The 20,047-nt window shown below is 70.8% G+C and carries 16 protein-coding genes and 1 pseudogene; 8 read left to right on the plus strand and 9 right to left on the minus strand.

The genetic code is table 11. The annotated features are described in order from the left end of the window. Positions 1–2: 2 nt before the first annotated feature. The 4 genes from sufC to A4R44_RS11710 are packed head-to-tail and all read right to left on the minus strand — an operon-like array spanning position 3 to position 4,277. Positions 3–773, minus strand: coding sequence for a Fe-S cluster assembly ATPase SufC (gene sufC, locus A4R44_RS11695; protein WP_067579153.1), 771 nt, complete (start codon positions 771–773; stop codon positions 3–5). Positions 774–805: 32 nt separating this feature from the next. Next, complete coding sequence (gene sufD / locus A4R44_RS11700) at positions 806–1,978, minus strand: Fe-S cluster assembly protein SufD (protein WP_067579155.1); 1,173 nt, start codon at positions 1,976–1,978, stop codon at positions 806–808. 2 nt (positions 1,979–1,980) lie between these two features. Further along, a complete protein-coding gene (gene sufB / locus A4R44_RS11705; RefSeq protein ID WP_067579157.1) occupies positions 1,981–3,429 on the minus strand; it encodes a Fe-S cluster assembly protein SufB in 1,449 nt (482 codons plus the stop codon). Further along, on the minus strand, positions 3,426–4,277 hold the full coding sequence (locus A4R44_RS11710) for a metalloregulator ArsR/SmtB family transcription factor (RefSeq protein ID WP_067579159.1): 852 nt from the start codon (positions 4,275–4,277) through the stop codon (positions 3,426–3,428). The genes sufB and A4R44_RS11710 overlap by 4 nt, the downstream gene beginning before the upstream one ends. 411 nt (positions 4,278–4,688) lie before the next feature. Between A4R44_RS11710 and mptB the strand changes: the two are divergent. The 5 genes and pseudogenes from mptB to A4R44_RS11735 all read left to right on the plus strand — a co-directional run bounded on the left by mptB (position 4,689) and on the right by A4R44_RS11735 (position 10,302). Further along, a pseudogene (gene mptB / locus A4R44_RS11715) lies at positions 4,689–6,324 on the plus strand (polyprenol phosphomannose-dependent alpha 1,6 mannosyltransferase MptB). 6 nt (positions 6,325–6,330) lie between these two features. Continuing rightward, the gene (locus A4R44_RS11720) at positions 6,331–7,257 is read left to right on the plus strand and encodes an ABC transporter ATP-binding protein (RefSeq protein ID WP_067579161.1); all 927 of its coding nucleotides are present in this window, start codon (positions 6,331–6,333) and stop codon (positions 7,255–7,257) included. Further along, positions 7,254–8,042, plus strand: coding sequence for an ABC transporter permease (locus A4R44_RS11725; RefSeq protein ID WP_067579163.1), 789 nt, complete (start codon positions 7,254–7,256; stop codon positions 8,040–8,042). Before A4R44_RS11720 ends, A4R44_RS11725 begins: the two co-directional genes overlap by 4 nt. A 148-nt stretch (positions 8,043–8,190) precedes the next feature. Then, on the plus strand, positions 8,191–9,162 hold the full coding sequence (locus A4R44_RS11730) for a heme A synthase (RefSeq protein WP_067579165.1): 972 nt from the start codon (positions 8,191–8,193) through the stop codon (positions 9,160–9,162). Positions 9,163–9,372: 210 nt separating this feature from the next. Continuing rightward, positions 9,373–10,302, plus strand: a complete 930-nt coding sequence (locus tag A4R44_RS11735) for an acyl-CoA desaturase (RefSeq protein ID WP_067579167.1) — start codon at positions 9,373–9,375, stop codon at positions 10,300–10,302. On the opposite strand, the gene A4R44_RS11740 is transcribed toward A4R44_RS11735, so the two are convergent. Next, positions 10,299–11,162 carry a RimK family alpha-L-glutamate ligase gene (locus A4R44_RS11740; protein WP_067579169.1) on the minus strand — a complete coding sequence of 288 codons (864 nt, stop codon included), beginning with the start codon at positions 11,160–11,162 and terminating at the stop codon, positions 10,299–10,301. The genes A4R44_RS11735 and A4R44_RS11740 overlap by 4 nt on opposite strands. Then, on the minus strand, positions 11,159–11,476 hold the full coding sequence (locus A4R44_RS11745; protein ID WP_067579171.1) for a hypothetical protein: 318 nt from the start codon (positions 11,474–11,476) through the stop codon (positions 11,159–11,161). Before A4R44_RS11745 ends, A4R44_RS11740 begins: the two co-directional genes overlap by 4 nt. Before the next feature lie 92 nt (positions 11,477–11,568). Between A4R44_RS11745 and A4R44_RS11750 the strand changes: the two genes are divergently transcribed. After that, a complete protein-coding gene (locus tag A4R44_RS11750; protein ID WP_067579173.1) occupies positions 11,569–12,540 on the plus strand; it encodes a quinone oxidoreductase in 972 nt (323 codons plus the stop codon). A gap of 1 nt (position 12,541) precedes the next feature. Here the strand turns inward: A4R44_RS11750 and A4R44_RS11755 are convergent, their stop codons facing one another. The 3 genes from A4R44_RS11755 to A4R44_RS11765 form a co-directional block, all read right to left on the minus strand. Continuing rightward, positions 12,542–13,057 carry an FKBP-type peptidyl-prolyl cis-trans isomerase gene (locus A4R44_RS11755; protein WP_067579175.1) on the minus strand — a complete coding sequence of 172 codons (516 nt, stop codon included), beginning with the start codon at positions 13,055–13,057 and terminating at the stop codon, positions 12,542–12,544. Between the two features lie 9 nt (positions 13,058–13,066). Beyond that, positions 13,067–15,307 carry an AAA family ATPase gene (locus tag A4R44_RS11760; protein ID WP_067579177.1) on the minus strand — a complete coding sequence of 747 codons (2,241 nt, stop codon included), beginning with the start codon at positions 15,305–15,307 and terminating at the stop codon, positions 13,067–13,069. A gap of 88 nt (positions 15,308–15,395) precedes the next feature. Continuing rightward, complete coding sequence (locus A4R44_RS11765; protein WP_067579179.1) at positions 15,396–16,376, minus strand: heme o synthase; 981 nt, start codon at positions 16,374–16,376, stop codon at positions 15,396–15,398. 440 nt (positions 16,377–16,816) lie between these two features. Between A4R44_RS11765 and tkt the strand changes: the two genes are divergently transcribed. Next, positions 16,817–18,916 (plus strand): transketolase, encoded by a 2,100-nt coding sequence (tkt, locus tag A4R44_RS11770; protein ID WP_067579181.1) that lies wholly within the window; start codon positions 16,817–16,819, stop codon positions 18,914–18,916. An 18-nt stretch (positions 18,917–18,934) separates the two neighbouring features. Next, positions 18,935–20,044, plus strand: a complete 1,110-nt coding sequence (tal, locus tag A4R44_RS11775) for a transaldolase (RefSeq protein ID WP_067579183.1) — start codon at positions 18,935–18,937, stop codon at positions 20,042–20,044. Positions 20,045–20,047 lie beyond the last annotated feature (3 nt).

Raw genomic sequence — 20,047 nt, forward strand, 5'->3', positions numbered from 1 at the left:
CCTCAGGCCTTGGCGGGCTCGGCGGAGCCGGCGTACTTGACGTAGCCGTTCTCCTCCAGCTCGTCGGCCAGCTCGCGGCCGCCGGACTCGACGATGCGCCCGTCGGCGAAGACGTGCACGAAGTCCGGCTGGATGTGGCGCAGGATGCGGGTGTAGTGCGTGATCAGCATGACGCCGACCTCATTGCCCGCCGTGTACTCGTTGACGCCCTCGGACACGACGCGCAGCGCGTCGACGTCCAGGCCGGAGTCGGTCTCGTCGAGGATGGCGAACTTCGGCTTGAGCAGCGCCAGCTGCAGGATCTCGTGGCGCTTCTTCTCGCCGCCGGAGAAGCCCTCGTTCACCGAGCGCTCGGCGAACTCCTGGGAGATGCCGAGCTTGCCCATCTCCTCCTTGACCTCCTTGACCCAGTGGCGCAGCTTGGGAGCCTCGCCCCGGACCGCGGTGGCCGCGGTGCGCAGGAAGTTCGACATCGAGACGCCGGGCACCTCGACCGGGTACTGCATGGCGAGGAAGAGGCCGGCGCGGGCGCGCTCGTCGACGCTCATCTCGAGCACGTTCTCGCCGTCCAGCAGCACCTCGCCGGAGGTCACCGTGTACTTCGGGTGGCCGGCGATCGCGTAGGACAGGGTGGACTTGCCGGAGCCGTTCGGGCCCATGATCGCGTGCGTCTCGCCGGACCGGATGGTCAGGTTGACGCCCTTGAGGATCTCCTTGGCGCCCTCGTCGGTGGTGACCGAGGCGTGCAGGTCCTTGATTTCCAGGGTAGCCATTCTTCGTTTCCTAAAGTCTGCGGTGGAGGGCGTCAGGCGCCGACGGCTTCGAGTTCGGCCTCGATCGCGGCTTCGAGGCGCTCGCGCACCTCGGGGACGTCGATCTTCACCAGGATCTCGTGGAAGAACCCGCGCACGACCAGACGGCGAGCGGCTTCTTCGGCGATTCCGCGCGACTGCAGGTAGAACAACTGCTCGTCGTCGAACCTTCCCGTCGCGCTCGCGTGGCCGGCGCCTTCGATCTCGCCGGTCTCGATTTCCAGGTTCGGCACCGAGTCCGCGCGCGCCCCGGGCGTGAGCACCAGGTTGCGGTTGAACTCGTAGGTGTCGGTGGATTCGGCCGCGGCCCGGATCAGCACGTCGCCGATCCACACCGCGTGCGCGCCCTCGCCCTGCAGCGCGCCCTTGTAGCCGACCCGCGACTTGCAGTTGGGCACCGCGTGGTCGACGAAGAGCCGGTGCTCCTGGTGCTGGCCGCCGTCGGCGAAGTAGACGCCGAGCATGTCGACGTCGCCGCCCTTGTCGGTGAACGTCGCCGTCGGCGAGACGCGGACCAGATCGCCGCCCAGGGTGATCACCGTGTGCCGCAGCGCGGCGTCGCGGCCCAGCTGCAGGTGCTGCTCGGAGACGTGCACCGCGTCGTCGGCCCAGTCCTGGACGCTGACCACGGTGACCTTCGCCCCCTCGCCGATGACGAACTCGACATTGTCGGCGTAGGTGCCGGAGCCGACGTGGTCGAGCACGATCACGGCCTCGGCGAACGCCTCGGCGCGCACCTGGAGGTGGCCGTAGGCGACCTTCCCCTCGCCCGGACCGTGGATCCGCAGCACGGACGGCTGGGACGCCTTGGTCTCCTTCGGCACGGTGACGATCGTGGCCTTGGCGAAGGACGAGTACGCCTGCGCCGCGATGCGGTCGCTCGGCACGCCCGCTTCGCCGAGGCGCGCGTCGTCGCGGCCGACGGTCTCGATCTTCAGCTCGGGCGCGGCCTCGGCCTCCAGCGTGATCTCGCCGGAGGCGACGGCGGACCCGTCGTGCAGGCCGCGCAGGCGCTTCATCGGAGTGAAGCGCCAGTTCTCCTCGCGACCGCCCGGGACCTCGAAGGCCGCGACGTCGTAGGAGGTGAACCGCTCCGCGCGGGAGGCCGCCGGAATGACGGCGCCCTCCCGCAGCGACTCGGCGACGTTGTTCTCGGTAACCGACATGACTAGCCGACGGACCCTTCCATCTGGAGCTCGATCAGGCGGTTCAGCTCGAGCGCGTATTCCATCGGCAGCTCGCGCGCGATGGGCTCGACGAACCCGCGCACGATCATCGCCATCGCCTCGGCCTCGTCGAGGCCGCGCGACATCAGGTAGAACAGCTGCTCTTCGCTGACCTTGGACACGGTGGCCTCGTGGCCCATGGACACCTCGTCGTTGCGGATGTCCACGTACGGGTACGTGTCCGACCGCGAGATCGTGTCCACCAGCAGGGCGTCGCAGACCACGCTGGAGCGCGAGTGGTGCGCCCGCTTCGCGACCTTGACCAGGCCGCGGTAGGAGGTCCGGCCGCCGCCGCGGGCGACCGACTTCGACACGATGGTCGAGGAGGTGTGCGGCGCGAGGTGCTCCATCTTGGCCCCGGCGTCCTGGTGCTGGCCCTCGCCCGCGAACGCGACCGAGAGGACCTCGCCCTTGGCGTGCTCGCCCATGAGGAAGACCGACGGGTACTTCATGGTCACCTTGGAGCCGATGTTGCCGTCGACCCACTCCATGGTCGCGCCCTCTTCGCACTTGGCGCGCTTGGTGACCAGGTTGTAGACGTTGTTCGACCAGTTCTGGATCGTCGTGTAGCGGCAGCGGGCGCCCTTCTTCACGATGATCTCGACGACCGCGGAGTGCAGCGAGTCCGACTGGTAGATCGGCGCGGTGCAACCCTCGACGTAGTGGACGTAGGCGTCCTCGTCGACGATGATCAGCGTCCGCTCGAACTGGCCCATGTTCTCGGTGTTGATCCGGAAGTAGGCCTGCAGCGGGATCTCGACGTGCACGCCCTTCGGCACGTAGATGAACGAGCCGCCGGACCACACCGCGGTGTTCAGCGCGGAGAACTTGTTGTCGCCGGCCGGGATCACGGAGCCGAAGTACTCCTGGAAGATCTCCGGGTGCTCCCGGAGCGCGGAGTCGGTGTCCAGGAAGAGAACGCCCTGCTCCTCCAGGTCCTCGCGGATCTGGTGGTAGACGACCTCGGACTCGTACTGCGCGGCGACGCCGGCCACGAGGCGCTGCTTCTCCGCCTCGGGGATGCCCAGCTTGTCGTAGGTGTTCTTGATGTCCTCGGGCAGGTCTTCCCAGCTGGCCGCCTGCTTCTCGGTGGACCGCACGAAGTACTTGATGTTGTCGAAGTCGATCCCCGAGAGGTCGGCGCCCCAGTTCGGCATCGGCTTGAGGTCGAACAGCTTGAGCGCCTTCAAACGGGCGTCGCGCATCCACTCGGGCTCGGACTTCTTCGCGGAGATGTCGCGGACGACATCCTCGTTCAGGCCGCGGCGGGCGGTGGAGCCAGCCTCGTCGGAGTCCGCCCAGCCGAAGGCGTAGTTGCCAAGGGACGCGATGGTCTCTTCCTGGCTCAACGGCTCGGTGGTGGGAGTGCGCTGCTCGGCAGCGGCAGTCATGCGGGTTTCCCTCCATTCGGGATCCGTGGTGCGTGCCCGTCGGGCGGCGCGGCCGCGGCTCCGGGCGTCGTGCGGTCCGGCTCGGGATGGGCCGGGATACCCGCCGGTCCGGCGGGTACGTGTGTGGTGCACGCGTTGTCTCCGCGCGCGATGGTCGCCAGCCGCTGGACGTGGGTGCCCAGCAGCTTCGCGAACGCTTCCGTCTCGGCCTCGCACAGCTGCGGGAATTCCGCGGCGACATGCGCGACCGGGCAGTGGTGCTGGCACAGCTGCGCACCGACGTTCGAGGCTGGGGCTCCCGCGCCGATCTGGCGGGTCGAGGCAGCGTAGCCCTCCCTGCTCAGCGCGGTGGCGAGGGCCTCGGCGCGCTCGACCGGATCAGCCGATCCGGTGATCGCCTGCCGGTGCGGCCCGACGAGTCCTTCGACCCGGCGCTCGGCGAACGCGCGCACCGCGTCCGGGCCGGCGTGCTCGGCGAGGAAGCGGATGGCCGAGGACGCGAGGTCGTCGTAGGCGTGCCCGAACCGGGCGCGGCCCGCTTCGGTGAGCAGGAACAGCTTGGCCGGGCGGCCGCGTCCGCGCGGGCCCCTGCGCGGGGCGTCACGGGTCTCGGCCTCGCCGTCGGCCTGCAGCGCGTCGAGGTGCCGCCGGATCGCCGTGGGGCTGATCCCGAGCTGCTCGGCGACCACCACGGCGGTCATCGGGCCCTGCTCCAGCAGCAGCCGGGCGACCTCGTGCCGGGTACGGCCCTCGGCCACGTTCGCGGTGCTGACCTGCACGGGAACGCCGACAGACCCGGTGCGCGGCTGCTCGCCGCGCCCCTCGCCGGTGGCCCCGTTCTTTTTCACAACACAAGTGTGTCTTATTTCCGCTCAGCAGGCAAAGGCGGGGTGTCGCCCAGTGACCCGGCTCACCCCGGATCCGGCTCGCCGCGGCAGCACCCGCCCCAGGTCCGTGCGGGAATCCGATTCCCGCAGGCAGGCCCTCACGGGCGACAATCCGGCCCGGGAGCCAAGTCCGGCAGGAGCCGCGCCGACCCGGCCCGGCACTCCTCGGCCGCACCCGCGGCACGCCCCGAGTCCCGGAAGGGACCCTTCACCGGCCGACGGAGCAGCCTGCCCGGAGCCGGGGACCGCACGGCTCGATGCTCCGCGCGAACCGGACTCGATACGCTTCCGGGCGTGGCAGTCGGCGAACACCCGGACCAGCGGGCACCGGAACCGGACTTATCCGGCGGCTCCGACAGTGCCGCCGGCGCCGTGGCCGCTCCGCCGGCCCCCGCGCCGTCCCCGGTCGGCCCGCGCCGCACCGAACCGCTGAACGCCGCCGAGACCCGCGGCCTCGACGTGGTCCGCCGCTTCGGCACGGTCGGCTCGTTGTTCCTCGCGCTCGGCTCGCTCGGGGCCGGGGCCGCGCCGGTGATCAACCCGGTGCAGGACCTGCCGGTGCTGCGGCTGTTCATCCGGATCCCGACCGTCTCGCTCGCGATCGCCTTCTCCGGGATGGGCATCCTGGTGCTGAGCTGGCTCCTGCTCGCCCGGTTCGCCCGCCCGGCCAGCGCGCGGCTGGCCACCAGCGGCCAGCTGGCCCGCACCGTCGCGATGTGGGTCGCGCCGCTGCTGCTGATCCCGCCGCTGTTCTCCCGCGACGTCTACAGCTATCTCGCGCAGAGCGAGATCGTGCACCGCGGCATGGACCCCTACCAGCTGGGCCCGGCGCAGGCGCTCGGCGTCGCGGACCCGCTCACCGCGGGCGTCACCAACATCTGGCGCGAGACGCCCGCCCCGTACGGCCCGCTGCTGCTGCGGCTCGGCGGCTGGCTGGCCCCGGTCGGCGGCAACAACATCGTCGTCGGCGTGCTGCTGCAGCGCGGTCTCGCGATGGTGGGCGTGCTGCTGATCGTGTGGGCGGTGCCGCGGCTGGCCCGGCGGTTCGGCGTGCAGCCGGCCACCGCGCTGTGGCTCGGCGCGGCGAACCCGTTGCTGATCTTCCATTTCGTCGCGGGCGCGCACAACGATTCGCTGGCCATCGGGCTCATGGTGGCCGGACTGGAGATCGGCATCCGGCGGCTGCCGGTGCGGGTGAAGGGAGACAGTCCGCCGCCGTTGGCGAAGGGCGAATTGCTCTTCATCGCGCTCGGCGTCGCCATCATCACCGTCGGCGCCACCGTGAAGATCCCGGCGGTGCTGGCGCTGCCGTTCCTGTCGGTGATGGTCGCGCGCAGATGGCACGGGCGGCTGAAGGACCTGGTGTGGGCGGGCGCGCCGATGGCGGTGCTGTTCGGCGTGGTGCTCGCCGCGATCTGCGCCGGCACCGGGCTGGGCTTCGGCTGGATCGGCGCGACGGCGAGCACGCCGGGGCTGGTGCGGTCGTTCATCTCCCCCACCGCGGAGATCGCGAACCTCAGCGGCGTCCTCGGCATCACGCTCGGGCTCGGCNGGGCTCGGCAACCACACCGACGCGCTGGTGCCGATCCTCGGCACGCTCGGCAACGTGATCACCGCGGCCGTCACGATCAAATTCCTGTGGGCCAGCTTCAAATGGCGGTACCGGCCGATCATCGGGCTCGGCGTTTCGCTGGGCGCGGCGATGATCCTGCAGATCAACCTCCAGCCCTGGTACCTGCTGTGGGCGGTGATCCCGCTCGCCGCCGCGGCCGGGACGTCGCGGTTCCGGGTGGCCGCCACGGTCGTCAGCGCCGGGCTGCCGTTCCTGCTGCCGCCCACCGGCGGCACCTTCGACGGCCGCTCGTACGTCCTGCCGTGGGCCTACGGCGCGGCCGCTCTGGTGACGCTGGCCGGCCTCGCGATCGTGTACCGGGTTTCGCCGCTGCTGTTGTCCAGGACACCTCCAGCGTCCCCGGCACCGCGCGCGCCCGCCGACGTCGTATCGTGATTCGTTGTGGACAACCCCGCCGTCGAGATCTCCGGCTTGGCGAAAAGCTACGGCTCCACCACCGCGGTCGACGGCGTCGACCTGCGCATGGAGCGTGGTTCCCTGCTGGCCCTGCTCGGGCCGAACGGTGCCGGGAAAACGACCACTGTCGAGATTTGCGAGGGTTTCCGCAGACCTGACGCGGGCCAGGTGCGCGTGCTCGGCCTCGACCCCGTCGCGGACAGCTCCCGGCTCCGCCCCCGCGTCGGCATCATGCCTCAGGGCGGCGGCGCGTACCCGGGCGTGCGCGCGGAGGAAATGCTGCGGCTAGTGGCTTCCTGCGCGGCGAACCCGCACGATCCGGCGTGGCTGCTCGACGTGCTCGGGCTCGCCGGCGCGAAGCGGACCCCGTTCAAACGGCTCTCCGGCGGGCAGCAGCAACGGCTTTCCCTGGCGTGCGCGCTGGTCGGCCGTCCGGAGCTGGTGTTCCTGGACGAGCCCACCGCGGGCATGGACCCGCAGGCGCGGCGGCTGGTCTGGGACCTGCTCGCGGCCCTGCGCACCGACGGCGTGAGCGTCCTGCTCACCACCCACCTGATGGAGGAAGCGGAAACGCTGGCCGACCAGGTGGTGATCGTCGACCACGGCAAGGTGGTCGTCGAAGGCACCCCGCATTCGCTGACGCTGGAGGCGGGCGAGGCGGCGCAGCTGCGGTTCCGCGCCCGCACGAAACTCGACACGACGCTGCTCGAAGCGGCCCTGCCGGAGGGGTACCGGGTCAGCGAAACCGCGCCCGGTTCGTACCTGGTGGAGGGCGCGGTCGACCCGCAGGTGGTCTCCGCCGTGACCGCTTGGTGCGCGCAACAGGGCGTACTGCCCGAACAACTGCAAGTCGGACGGCGGACGCTCGAAGAAGTGTTCCTCGAACTCACCGGACGGGAGCTGCGCGCATGAGTTCTCCGTTCCCCGCAGGCACTTTCGCCCCCGCGCCCGGCCGCGGTTCGCTCGGCAGGATGCTGCGCACCCACGCGCGGGTCGAAGCCGGTCTGACCCTGCGGCACGGCGAACAGCTGCTGCTCACCCTCATCATCCCGCTCGCGCTGCTGATCGGGCTGAGCCTGCTGGACATCCTGCCCGCGAGCCAGCTCGGTTCGACGTCCAAAGTGGACTGGATGACGCCGAGGATCCTCGCGCTGGCGGTGATGTCGTCGGCGTTCACCGGCCAGGCGATCGCGCTCGGCTTCGACCGCCGCTACGGCGTGCTGAAGCGGCTTTCGGCGACGGCGCTGCCGCGCTGGCTGCTGGTGGCCGGACGGGTCGTGGCGGCGCTCGTCGTGGCGGCGCTGCAGTCCGTGGTGCTCGGCGTGGTGGCGGCTTTCCTGGGCTGGTCCCCTTCGGCCGCCGGCATCGGTTCCGCGGTGGTGCTGCTGGTGCTCGGAACGCTGGCTTTCGGCGCTTTGGGCGTGCTGCTGGGCGGTGCGTTGCGCGCGGAAGCCGTGCTGGCGCTGGCGAACATCGTGTGGTTCGTGCTGCTGCTGGCGGGCGGGATTCTGCTGGCCCCGTCGGCACTGCCGTCCGGGGTCGGTGGGGTGGTGTCGCTGCTGCCGTCCGGCGCGCTGGCCGAAGGGATGCGCGCGGCGCTGGTGGACGGCCAGTTCCCGCTCGGCCCGGCGGCGGTGCTCGTGGTGTGGGCCGCGGTGGCCGGAGTGCTGGCGACGCGGACTACGAAACTCACCTGAATCCCACACCGATTTCCGGATCACCGCGCGGAAATCGCGGGCCGAATGTGACGGCCGCCGCACCCGATTCCTTGCGCACGCTGGCAAATCCGTGCGGAGCAATACCGCCGCGTGAAGGCGGGAAAACGCGCGCGAGTATTCTTTCCGCGTGTCCCTTCGCAGTTTGATCGCCCGCCTGCCGTATCCGTCCGCCGCGGTCCAGCGCGCGGTCGGGATCGCCGCGGTGGTCGCGCAGGCAGGCATCGGCGTCACCGGTTCCGTGGTGCGCGTGACCGGGTCCGGGCTGGGCTGCCCGACCTGGCCGCAGTGCGTCGCGGGCAGCCTGGTGCCGGTGCGGCACCCCGGCATCGACGCGGTCACGCAGTGGATCGAGTTCTCGAACCGGATGCTGACCGGCGTCGTGATCGTGGTGGCCGCGCTCGCCGTGCTCACCGCGTGGCGGATCCAGATCGACCACCCGGAGCGCAAGCGGCTGGTGAAGCTCGCCTGGACGATGCCCGGCGGCGTCGTGCTGCAGGCGGTCCTGGGCGGGCTGACCGTGCTGGCGAAACTGGAATGGTGGACGGTCGCGATCCACTTCCTGGCTTCCACGCCGCTCGTCTGGCTGGCGGTCCTGCTGCTGAAGGCGTTCCGCGAAGGAGACGAACCCGCGCGCCCGCTGGTCCCGAAGCTGGGACGGCAGATGCTGGTCCTGCTGACAGTCCTGATGTGGGCGGTCCTCGTCGCCGGCACGACGGTCACCGGCGCGGGCCCGCACGGCGGCGACGCGAACACGCATCGCCTCGCCGCTCCGATCGAGCAGCTGGCGCGGATCCACAGCGGCCTGCTCATCGCGTACCTGGTCGTGCTGGGCGTCTTCGGGCTCACGCTGATGCGGGCCGGTGCGCCGAAGAGCGTGTGGCAGCGATATGCGTGGGCGTGGATTGTCGCGCTGCTGCAGGGCGTTCTGGGGACGGTGCAGTACGCGCTGGGCGTGCCCGAGGCGATGGTGTCGTTCCACGTGCTCGGCTCGGCGCTCGTGATCGTCGTGACGGCGGTGCTGTGGACGGGAACTCGCGACCGCGGGCCGGTGACGTCGCTGGAGCCCGCGCAGACGCGGGAACTCGCCGCCGCGAACTGACGGCCTCGCGCCGCAGGGTCTCGGCCTGGGAATCACCGGGGCGAAAGGGCCCGCCCCTGCGTGCGGCCTGACCTCCTGGCAACGGACCGGAGGTCAACCCGCCACCGCGAACTGACGGTCATCCGGGCGTAACTGCGCGTCGGCCCGGCGGACAGGTCGGCGGCTTACCGTCGTCGCCGTCCGGCTTTCCGAAAAGCCCGAGGTGCCGCCATGCCGACCGCCCCTGCCCGCGCCGCCAAACCCCTTCTCTCCGGCCGGCGCGGAACCGCCGAGATGCTCGTGCTCAAGACGTTCCTGCTCGTGCCGTTCGCCGCGCTGATCGCTGCCGTGCCGCTGGTGTGGGGGTGGGGCATCGGCTGGACCGACCTGATCCTCGCGACCGTCTTCTACGTGCTCGCCACGCTCGGCGTGACCGTCGGTTACCACCGCTACTTCACCCACGGCGCCTTCAAAGCGAGCCGCCCGCTGCGGATCGCGCTCGCGATCGCGGGCAGCATGGCGGTGCAGGGTTCGGTGATTTTCTGGGTCGCGAGCCACCGTCGCCACCACGCGTTCTCCGACCGCGAGGGCGATCCGCATTCGCCGTGGCTCTTCGGCACCTCGCCCGCGGCGCTGCTGCGCGGGTTCTGGCACGCGCACATGGGCTGGATGTTCCAGCGCGAGGTCACCAACGCCGACCGCTTCGCCCCGGATCTCGTCAGCGACCGCGACCTGCGCCTGGTGAACCGGTTCTTCTGGCTGTGGATCACGCTCAGTCTCGCCCTGCCCGCCGCGCTCGGCTGGGCCTTCAGCGGCACCTGGCCGGGCGCGCTGACGGCGTTCTTCTGGGCCGGACTGGTGCGGATCGCGTTCCTGCACCACGTGACCTGGTCGGTGAACTCGGTGTGCCACCTGATCGGCGACCGCCCGTTCGCGAGCCGCGACCGCGCGGCGAACTTCTGGCCGCTGGCGCTGCTGTCCATGGGAGAGTCCTGGCACAACTCCCATCACGCCGACCCGACCTGCGCCCGGCACGGCGTGCTGCGCGGGCAGGTGGACGTCTCGGCGCGGGTGATCTGGGCGTTCGAGAGGTTCGGCTGGGCCAGCGACGTCCGGTGGCCCCGAGCGGAACGGCTGGCGGCGAAACGGCGTCCGGGCTAGGCCAGCTGCTGCCGCACCGCGGAGGCGAACCGCAGCGGCGCACCCGCGTCCGCATGCCGGAACCCGAGCGACGGTTCAGTCAGCTCCAGCTCCAGCACCAGCGGACGACCGTCGTCCCCGCGAACCAGATCCACCCGCGCATACAGGAGTTCCGCCCGCAAAATCCCGAGCAGCCCGCACGCGGCGTCCAGCGCGTCCTCCGCCACCGCACGCACCTCCGGCGCCGGGACGGCAGCCGCCAGCCGCTCCTCGCGATACAACCCGGAAGTGTCCATTGAGGATTCCAGCGGCGCGAATTTCGTGAAGGCGTGCGAATAAACGCCGCCGAAGTACGTCACCGCGATCTCGCCCTGAGTGTCCACACTGGACTGATACGGCTGAACAAGACCCGTGCGGCCCTCGTCGTGCAAAGCGCGCAGATGCTGCTCCGCGTCCGCACCGGCAGAGGAGAACCGGGCAGCGCCGCGACCTCCCGCGCCCACCGAGGGCTTCACCACGAACGGCTTCTTCGGCCAGCGCGGCTTCTCCCCCGGCGGCACGATCTCGACCGGCACTGCCGGCACGCCCGCGTCGAGCAGCTCGCCGAGATAAGCCTTGTCCGTGTTCCACCGCACGACCGCGGCCGGATTGCTCAGCCCGGGCACGTCCTCGCACCAGCTGAGGAATTCTTCGCGGCGCTCCGGGTAGTCCCAGGCGGCGCGCAGCACGACGATGTCCGCCGAAGCGAAGTCGGCGGCCGAATCCCAGGCCGCCCAGCTCACGGTGAATCCGAGGTCCGCGAGCGCGGGCAGCACCGCGGCTTCGTCGCCGTCGCCCTCGGGCAGCGCGGCGCAGCCGACGAAAATCGCCGAGCGGGTCACCGGCCCGCTCGCGGCCCGGCCATCTTGCGCCGGTGCGCGGCACCGATTTTGACCGTCTTCACCGTTTCGCTGTCCCACTCCGCGGCCTCCAGGTCGTCGACCTGCTCGACCAGCGCGTTCCCGGTCTCGACCCCGGCGACCAGCACGTCGCCCATCGCCCCGTCCTGGCCCACGAGCACGACCCGCGCGCCGGCCAGGCCGATGTTCTCGACCACGGCGCGCGACGGTTTGCCGTGCTTGGCCACGAACTCGCGGGCGGACGCCAGCTGGCGGGCAGTCGGCGCGGTCGGCGGGTTTTCGGTCTCCTCAGCCACGTCCGGAGCTTAACCCGAGACCCCCGCCCCCGCGGCCCGACCGTGTTCTCGGCCATAGTGGACGCCAGACGCGCCCATCTTGAGGAGGAACGATGCCGACCGCAGTGCAGGTGACCCGGACCGGCGGCCCGGAAGTGCTGGAACTGGCCGAGATCGAGCCCGGCCCGCCCGGCGCGGGCGAGTTGCTGGTCGACCTCGCCGCCGCGGGCGTCAACTACATCGACACCTATCAGCGCCAGGGCATCTACCCGATCGACCTGCCGTTCGTCCTCGGTTCCGAGGGTGCCGGGACCGTCGTGGAGACCGGCGAGGGCGTCACCGAATTCGCTCCCGGCGACCGCGTGACCTGGCAGGGTGTGCTCGGCAGCTACGCCCAGCGCGCAGTGGTCCCGGCCAGCGCCTCGGTGAAGGTGCCGGACGACGTGTCCGACGAGATCGCGGCCGCCACGATGCTGCAGGGCATGACCGCGCACTACCTGGTGCGTTCGACCTACGAAGTGCGGGCAGGCGACGACATCCTCGTCCACGCAGCGGCCGGCGGCGTCGGTCTGCTGCTGGTGCAGCTGGCCAAGGCGCGCGGCGCCCGAGTCCTATGCACCGTGTCCACCGACGAGAAAGCCGAGCTGGCCCGCGGGGCCGGCGCGGACCACGTGATCCGCTACGACCGGGAAGACTTCGCCGCCGCGACCCGCGAGCTGACCGACGGCGAAGGCGTCGCCGCGGTCTACGACGGCGTTGGCAAGAGCACCGTCGACGGCAGCCTCGCGAGCCTGAAGATCCGCGGCACGCTGGCGCTGTTCGGCGCGGCCAGCGGCCCGGTGCCGCCGATCGACCCGCAGCGGCTCAACTCCGGCGGCTCGCTCTTCCTGACCCGCCCGACGCTCGGCCACTACCTGCGCACCCGCGAGGAACTCGACTGGCGCGCCGGCGAACTGTTCGCCGCTGTGCGGGACGGTTCGCTGAACGTCCGCATCGGCGGCCGCTACCCGCTCGCCGACGCCCGCAAGGCCCACGAGGACCTCCAGGGGCGCCGGACGACCGGGAAGCTGCTGCTGATCCCTTAGGTCAGGAAACCGAGAGGGCGTCGGTCACGAACACCAGCGTTTCGTTGGGCGCGATGCCGCGTCCGCCGTCCTTGTAGGCGAGGGCGGGCGGGATGATCATCAGCCGCCGCCCTCCCTGTTTGACGCCGACGAGGCCCTGGTCCCAGCCCTCGATCACCTGGCCGGCGCCGAGGTCGAGGCCGAACGGCTCGCCGCGGTCGAACGAGCTGTCCAGCTTCTTCTTGTTCGACCAGGTGACGACCAGGTAGTTCATGGACAGCTTCGACCCGGCGGCCGCGGCCTTCCCGGCGCCCGCCGAAAGGTCCTTGGTGAGCAGCTTCTTCGGCGGGGCGCAGTCGTCCGGGATGGTGATCGCCGGCGCCTGGCCGAAGTTCCCGGTGGTCTTGATGTCGTCCGCGGTGCACTCGCGGCTCGGGGCCGCCGGGGCCGCGCCGCTGTCGCCGCCGCAGGCCGTGAGGCCGAACGCGGCGACTGCCGCGACCGCGCCGATGACGGCCGTCCTGCCGATTTTCTGCATGCCGGAAGATTAGCCAAGCCCGCCGAGAGCGGGCACCGCCGGACCAGTCCGCACCACGCCGAGCCGCTGCGTAGCCCGGGTCAACGCCACGTACAGGTCGTTGAGCCCGCGCGGCGAGCCCGCCACGATCTCGTCCGGCGACACCAGCACGACCCCGTCGAACTCCAGTCCCTTGGGCCGGTCGACGGTCAGCACGCTCAGCCGCTCGTCCTCCGGAAGCAGCTTCCGCACCTCGTCGATCCGGCCGCCCGGCACCAGCACCGCGACCGTCCCACCGTCCACAGCGGACAGTTCCGCGGCCACCAGCGACGGCAGTTCCTCCTCCAGCGAAGCGGCCTCCACGCCCCACGGCGGCACCCCGGTCTCCCGCACCGACGCGGGCGCGGCCAGGTCCACGTCCAGTTCGGCGAGCACGCCCGCCGCGACCGCCATGATCTCCGCCGCGGTCCGGTAGTTCACCGTCAGCTGCTCCAGCCGCCAGCGGTCCGCGACGTACGGCGACAGCACCTCGTCCCAGGTCCGCGCTCCCCCGGCGGCCCCGGTCTGCGCGACGTCGCCGACCAGCGTCATCGACCGGTTCGGCGTGCGGCGCATCAGCAGCCGCCAGTCCATCGCGGACAGTTCCTGCGCCTCGTCCACGATCACGTGCCCGAACGTCCACGTCCGGTCCTGCGCCGCCCGCTGCGCCGCGGTCAGTTCGCTGCGCGCCTGCTGGCGTTCGGCGAACAACTCCGCGTCCAGGACGTCGGACACCCGCAGGATCTCCTCGTCCTGGATTTCCTCGTCCTGCTCAAGGATGTCCAGCACGCCCTCGGCGTAGGCCCGCTCGACGCGTTCGCGGCGCTTCTCCTCGGCCGCTTCTTCGGAGTCGTCAGTGCCGAGCAGCTCGGCCAGTTCGTCGAGCAGCGGCACGTCGGCGGGCGTCCACTTCGCGTCGCGGCCGCTCTCCAAATGCTTCCGGTCCTCTTCGGACAGCAGCTCGCCCGCCGCCCGGCCGAGGTGTTCGCGGTCGGCGAACAGGTCGTCCAGCAGGCCCGACGGCGTGAGTTTCGGCCACAGCGAGTTCAGCGCGGCGGCCACCGCGGGGCTCGACGCCAGCTCGGCGCGGATGTCCTGGACATCCTGCGCGTCCAGCAGGTCCTCGCCCAAAGCGCGGGCAGCCTGCCGGGTGAGCGCGTCGAGGACGTCGGAGACGAACAGCCGCCGCGCGAGGTTGTGCGGGCGCCGCGAACGGCGGGCCCGGGCGCGCGCCTGCGTGCAGGTCTTCCGGTCGAGCTTGAGGATCTCGCGTTCGTGCTCGATCTCGATCACCGGATCGGGTACACCTTGCCGGTCGCGGACGGCCTTGGCGAGCACCTCGGCCATCACCAGCCTGCCCTTCACCTCGGCCGCTTCCGGCGACTCGGCGCCGTCCGCGTCCAGGCCCGGCCACAGCTGGCCGATGGTCGACAGCAGCACACCGGTCTCGCCGAGCGACGGCAGCACCTGACCGATGTAGCGCAGGAAGGTCGAGTTCGGGCCGACGACGAGCACGCCGCGCGTGGTCAGCTGCTGGCGGTGCGTGTAGAGCAGGTACGCCGCGCGATGCAGCGCGACGGCGGTCTTGCCCGTGCCCGGCGCGCCCTGCACCACCATGACCCCGCCGAGCGGCGCGCGGATGATCCGGTCCTGCTCGGCCTGGATGGTGGCGACGATGTCGGCCATCTCGCCGGTCCGGCGGCGCTCCAGCGCGGCCAGCAACGCGGCTTCGCCGGCCAGCCCGAGGTCCTGGCCCTGGTCGGCGGCAGTCAGGTCGAGGATCTCGTCGTCGAACCCGGTGACGCGGCGGCTCAGCGACCGCAGATGGCGACGGCGGCGCACGCCGTCGGGCGAAGCGGCGGTGGCGAGGTAGAACGGCCGCGCGACCGGCGCGCGCCAGTCGATCAGCAGCGGCCGGTAGTCGTCGTCCTCGTCGAACAGCCCGAGCCGTCCGATGTAGGCGGTTTCCTCGTCGCTGCCGCCGGGCACGAAATCCAGCCGCCCGAAGCACAATCCCTGCTCGACCGACCCGAGCTGGGCGAGCCGGTCGCTGTGCAGGTTCGTGGCGGCTTCGCGTTCGGTCCGCGCCTGCGGGGTCCCGCCGGTCTGGCGCAGGGTCTCGTCCAGCCGGCGCTGGGTCTGGGCGCGTTCGGCGTCGAGCTTCGCGAACAGGGCGTCGGTGTAGGCCTGCTCGCGGCGCAGCTCGGCTTCGTAGGCCGGTTCCTCGGGCAAGGAAAGGTCCTGCTTTCAGGTCGGGATCGGGGCCGCAAGAGTGCAACCGGCGAGGATCCCGGGCCATTCCTGCCCGGTCCGAAACGGATCAGAACGGGAGGCCGAGGACCGGCAAGCCGATCGCCGAGTCGACCGCCAGCGCGACGAACACGATCATCAGGTACGTGTTCGACCGGTGGAACAGCGCCATCGGCTTGGTTTCCTCGCCGCGGTGCACGGCGGCCTGCAGCCGGTGCGCGTAGAAGAGGAACCAGCCGCCGGCCAGTATCGCGAAGGTCGCGTACAGCCAGCTGGTGACCGGGAGCAGCAGCAGCGTCCAGGCGACCATCACCCACGAGTAGATGACGATCTGCCGGGCCACGTGCTCGGCGGTCGCGACGACCGGGAGCATCGGCACGCCCGCGCGCTCGTAGTCGTCGCGGTACTTCATGCCCAGCGCCCAGGTGTGCGGCGGGGTCCAGAAGAAGATCACGCCGAACATCACGAACGCCGGCCACTGCACGGTGCCGGTGACCGCGACCCAGCCGATCAGCACCGGCATGCAGCCCGCAGCTCCGCCCCAGACCACGTTCTGCGACGTCCGCCGCTTGAGGCCGAGGGTGTAGACGAAGATGTAGAACAGGATGGTCGCGATCGCGAGGACCGCCGCCAGCAGGTTCACCGTGAAGTACAGGACGGCGAACGAGGCGACGCCCAGGACGAGGCCGAAGACCAGCGCGTTGCGCCGCGGCACCGCGTCCTTCACCAGCGGCCGCCGCTTGGTGCGGTTCATGACCTTGTCGATGTCGCTGTCGATCACGCAGTTGAGCGCGTTCGCGCTGCCCGCGGCCATGGTGCCGCCGACCAGCGTCGCGATCACCAGCCACGGGTTCGGCACCTCGCGCCCGGCGAGGAACATCGCGGGGATCGTGGTGACGAGGAGAAGCTCGATCACGCGCGGCTTCGCCAGCGCGGCGTACGCGCCGGCCACCTGGCGGAAGCTTCGCCGGGCCCCGCTCGGCCGTCCGCCGTCCGGGGGTACGGCGCTGGTGTCTTCACTGCGTCCGTGCGCAGCGTTCACCAACGACATTTCTCTCCCTGAGTCAGTCCTGGGCCGGGCGGCCCGGAAGAAAGAGGTGGTGCTCCTGGAGAACTCCCGTGCCTGGCCCGCGATCGATGTTAGACGTGACGGACCGGCCCGACGCCCGCGGGTCCGGGACACGCCCGGCGGTGTTCTCTCCGTCACGTCCGCCGCGCCGGGCCGCGATGAGTCGGGACGGCCCGCGGCGGGTAGCCGGGTACGGACAGGCGGGCAGGATCACCTCACCCGCAGGGTGCGCGCCCGCGCTCGCGCGCACGCGTACGCACTAGGGTGACAGCGACGGGCCGCTCGCTCCGCCTGCACAGCGCCGCCAGCAGGAATATCGTCTCTTCGGGATCGATTGAGATAACTGAGGGCGCACACCGCAGCACCTGAGCGGCACGCACGGAATACAGCCACCACTTCACCGACGCAGGAGTTCGAGTTCAGTGTCCGAAACCTCTAGCAGCGAGACCAACCCCTTGCTCCGGCGCACCGTGCCGGCCGACTGGACCGAGACCGACACCCGCGCCGTGGACACCGCCCGTGTGCTGGCCGCGGACGCCGTCGAGAACTGCGGCAGCGGACACCCGGGCACCGCGATGAGCCTGGCCCCGCTGGCGTACACGCTGTTCCAGCGCACCATGCGGCACGACCCGGCCGACCCGGAGTGGCCCGCCCGCGACCGGTTCGTCCTCTCCGCCGGGCACTCCAGCCTGACCCTCTACATCCAGCTGTACCTGGCCGGGTTCGGCCTGGAGCTGGAAGACCTCGAACAGCTGCGCCGCTGGGGCTCCAAGACCCCGGGCCACCCGGAGTACCGGCACACCAAGGGCGTCGAGACCACCACCGGACCGCTGGGCCAGGGCCTGGCGAACGGCGTCGGCATGGCGATGGCGGCGCGGCGCGAGCGCGGCCTGCTGGACCCGGACGCCGCTCCCGGCGAGAGCATCTTCGACCACCGCATCTACGTGATCGCCTCCGACGGCGACATCGAAGAGGGCGTCACCTCCGAGGCCTCGTCCATCGCGGGCCGCCAGCAGCTGGGCAACCTGATCGTCTTCTACGACGACAACAAGATCTCCATCGAGGACGACACCAACATCGCGCTGTCCGAGGACGTCGCGAAGCGGTACGAGGCCTACGGCTGGCACGTGCAGACCGTCGAGGGCGGCGAGGACGTCGTCGCGATCGAGGCGGCCATCAAGGCGGCGCAGGCCGAGACCGAGCGGCCGTCGTTCATCCAGCTGCGCACGATCATCGGCTACCCGGCCCCGACGAAGATGAACACCGGCAAGGCGCACGGCGCGGCGCTGGGCGCGGAAGAGGTCGCGGGCGTCAAGAAGGCGCTGGGCTTCGACCCGGAGAAGAACTTCGCCGTCGAGGACGCCGTGCTCGCGCACACCCGCCAGGCGATCGAGCGCGGCGAGAAGGAGCGCGCCGAGTGGCAGGAGCGCTTCGAAGCGTGGGCCGCGGCGAACCCGGAGCGCAAGAAGCTGGCCGACCGGCTGTCGACCCGCACGCTGCCCGAGGGCTTCGCGGACAACCTGCCCTCCTGGGAGCCCGACGCCAAGGGCATCGCCACCCGCAAGGCCTCCGGCGAGGTGCTCACCGCGCTGGCCGAGCCGCTGCCCGAGCTGTGGGGCGGTTCCGCGGACCTCGCGGAGAGCAACAACACCACCATGAAGGGCGCCGACTCGTTCGGCCCGGCCGCGGCCGGCACCGACATGTGGAAGACCAACCCGTACGGCCGCACGCTGCACTTCGGCATCCGCGAGCACGCGATGGGCTCGATCCTCAACGGCATCGCGCTGCACGGCGGCACCCGCCCGTACGGCGCGACCTTCCTCACCTTCTCCGACTACATGCGCCCGCCGGTCCGGCTCGCCGCGCTGATGAAGGCCCCGGTCATCTACGTGTGGACGCACGACTCGATCGGCCTCGGCGAGGACGGCCCGACGCACCAGCCGATCGAGCAGGTCGCCGCGTTGCGCGCCATCCCGGGCCTCAACGTCGTCCGCCCGGCGGACGCCAACGAGACCGCGTACGCGTGGAAGGCCGTGCTGGAGGACGTGCACCACCCGTCCGGCTTCGCGCTGACCCGGCAGAACGTGCCGGTGCTGGAGGGCACGAACGCCGAGGGCGTCAAGAAGGGCGGCTACGTGCTGGCCGAGGCGTCCAACGGCACCCCGGAGGTCGTGCTGATCGCGACCGGTTCCGAGGTCCAGCTGGCCGTCGAGGCGCGCAAGACCCTTGAGGCCGACGGCGTCCCCACCAGCGTCGTGTCGATGCCGTGTGTCGAGTGGTTCGACGCGCAGGACCAGGACTACAAGGACGCCGTCCTGCCGCCGGCGGTCAAGGCCCGCGTTTCGGTCGAGGCCGGGATCGCGATGCCGTGGCAGCGCTTCACCGGCGACGCCGGCGAGAACGTGTCGATCGAGCACTACGGAGCCTCGGCCGACGCCGCGACGCTCTTCCGCGAGTTCGGCTTCACTGCCGAAGCCGTGGTCGACGCCGCCCGCCGCTCGATCGCCAACACCAAGAACTGAACTGAAGGGAGTGCCCTCATGACTGACCGACTCGCACAGCTGTCCGAAGCAGGCGTCTCGATCTGGCTGGACGACCTCTCGCGGGAACGCCTGAACTCGGGCAACCTCGCCGGGCTCATCCGCGACAAGCACGTCGTCGGCGTGACCACCAACCCGACCATCTTCGCGAACGCGCTGTCGAAGGGCGCCGCCTACGACGAGCAGGTCAACGACCTCGCCGCGCGCGGTGCGGATCTCGACGGCACCGTCCGGGAGCTGACCACCACCGACGTGCGCAACGCCGCGGACCTGTTCCGCGACGTGTACCAGGCCACCAACGGCGTCGACGGCCGCGTGTCCATCGAGGTGGACCCGCGCCTGGCGAAGGACACCGAGAAGACGGTGGCCGAGGCCAAGGACCTGTGGAAGACCGTCGACCGGCCGAACGTGCTGATCAAGATCCCGGCGACCGAAGAGGGCCTGCCCGCGATCACCGCGGTGCTCGCCGAGGGCATCAGCGTCAACGTCACGCTGATCTTCTCCGTCGAGCGCTACGAGGCGGTCATCAACGCCTTCTTCGCCGGTCTGGAGCAGGCGAAGGCCAACGGCCACGACCTCAAGGGCATCCACTCGGTCGCGTCGTTCTTCGTGTCCCGCGTGGACAGCGAGGTCGACAAGCGGCTGAACGCGATCGGCACCGACGAGGCCAAGGCGCTGCTGGGCGAGGCGGCCATCGCCAACGCCCTGCTCGCGTACGCGGCCTTCGAGAAGCTGTTCGCCACCGATCGCTGGAAAGCGCTCGCCGCGGACGGCGCGAACGCGCAGCGTCCGCTGTGGGCCTCCACTGGCGTGAAGGACCCGGCCTACTCCGACACCCGGTACGTCGACCAGCTGGTGGTCAAGGACGTCGTCAACACGATGCCCGAGAAGACCATGGACTCGGTCGCCGACCACGCCGAGATCACCGGCGACACGGTTTCCGGAAAAGGCGAGCAGGCGCGGGCGATCTTCGACAAGCTGTCGGCGGCGGGCATCGACGTCCCGGACGTGTTCCTGACGCTGGAGACCGAGGGCGTCGAGAAGTTCGAGAAGTCCTGGCAGGAACTGCTGGACACGGTGACCGGGCAGCTGAACAAAGCGAAGGGCTGAACC

Source organism: Amycolatopsis sp. M39, assembly GCF_001651785.1.
Lineage (GTDB): Bacteria > Actinomycetota > Actinomycetes > Mycobacteriales > Pseudonocardiaceae > Amycolatopsis > Amycolatopsis rubida.

Coding starts and splice junctions, on each gene's coding strand:
- A4R44_RS11735 (WP_067579167.1), top strand. CDS start 9,373: ATGCCGACCGCCCCTGCCCGCGCCGCCAAACCCCTTCTCTCCGGCCGG.
- tal (WP_067579183.1), top strand. CDS start 18,935: ATGACTGACCGACTCGCACAGCTGTCCGAAGCAGGCGTCTCGATCTGG.
- A4R44_RS11755 (WP_067579175.1), bottom strand. CDS start 13,057: ATGCAGAAAATCGGCAGGACGGCCGTCATCGGCGCGGTCGCGGCAGTC.
- sufD (WP_067579155.1), bottom strand. CDS start 1,978: ATGTCGGTTACCGAGAACAACGTCGCCGAGTCGCTGCGGGAGGGCGCC.
- A4R44_RS11765 (WP_067579179.1), bottom strand. CDS start 16,376: ATGTCGTTGGTGAACGCTGCGCACGGACGCAGTGAAGACACCAGCGCC.
- sufC (WP_067579153.1), bottom strand. CDS start 773: ATGGCTACCCTGGAAATCAAGGACCTGCACGCCTCGGTCACCACCGAC.
- sufB (WP_067579157.1), bottom strand. CDS start 3,429: ATGACTGCCGCTGCCGAGCAGCGCACTCCCACCACCGAGCCGTTGAGC.
- A4R44_RS11725 (WP_067579163.1), top strand. CDS start 7,254: ATGAGTTCTCCGTTCCCCGCAGGCACTTTCGCCCCCGCGCCCGGCCGC.
- A4R44_RS11750 (WP_067579173.1), top strand. CDS start 11,569: ATGCCGACCGCAGTGCAGGTGACCCGGACCGGCGGCCCGGAAGTGCTG.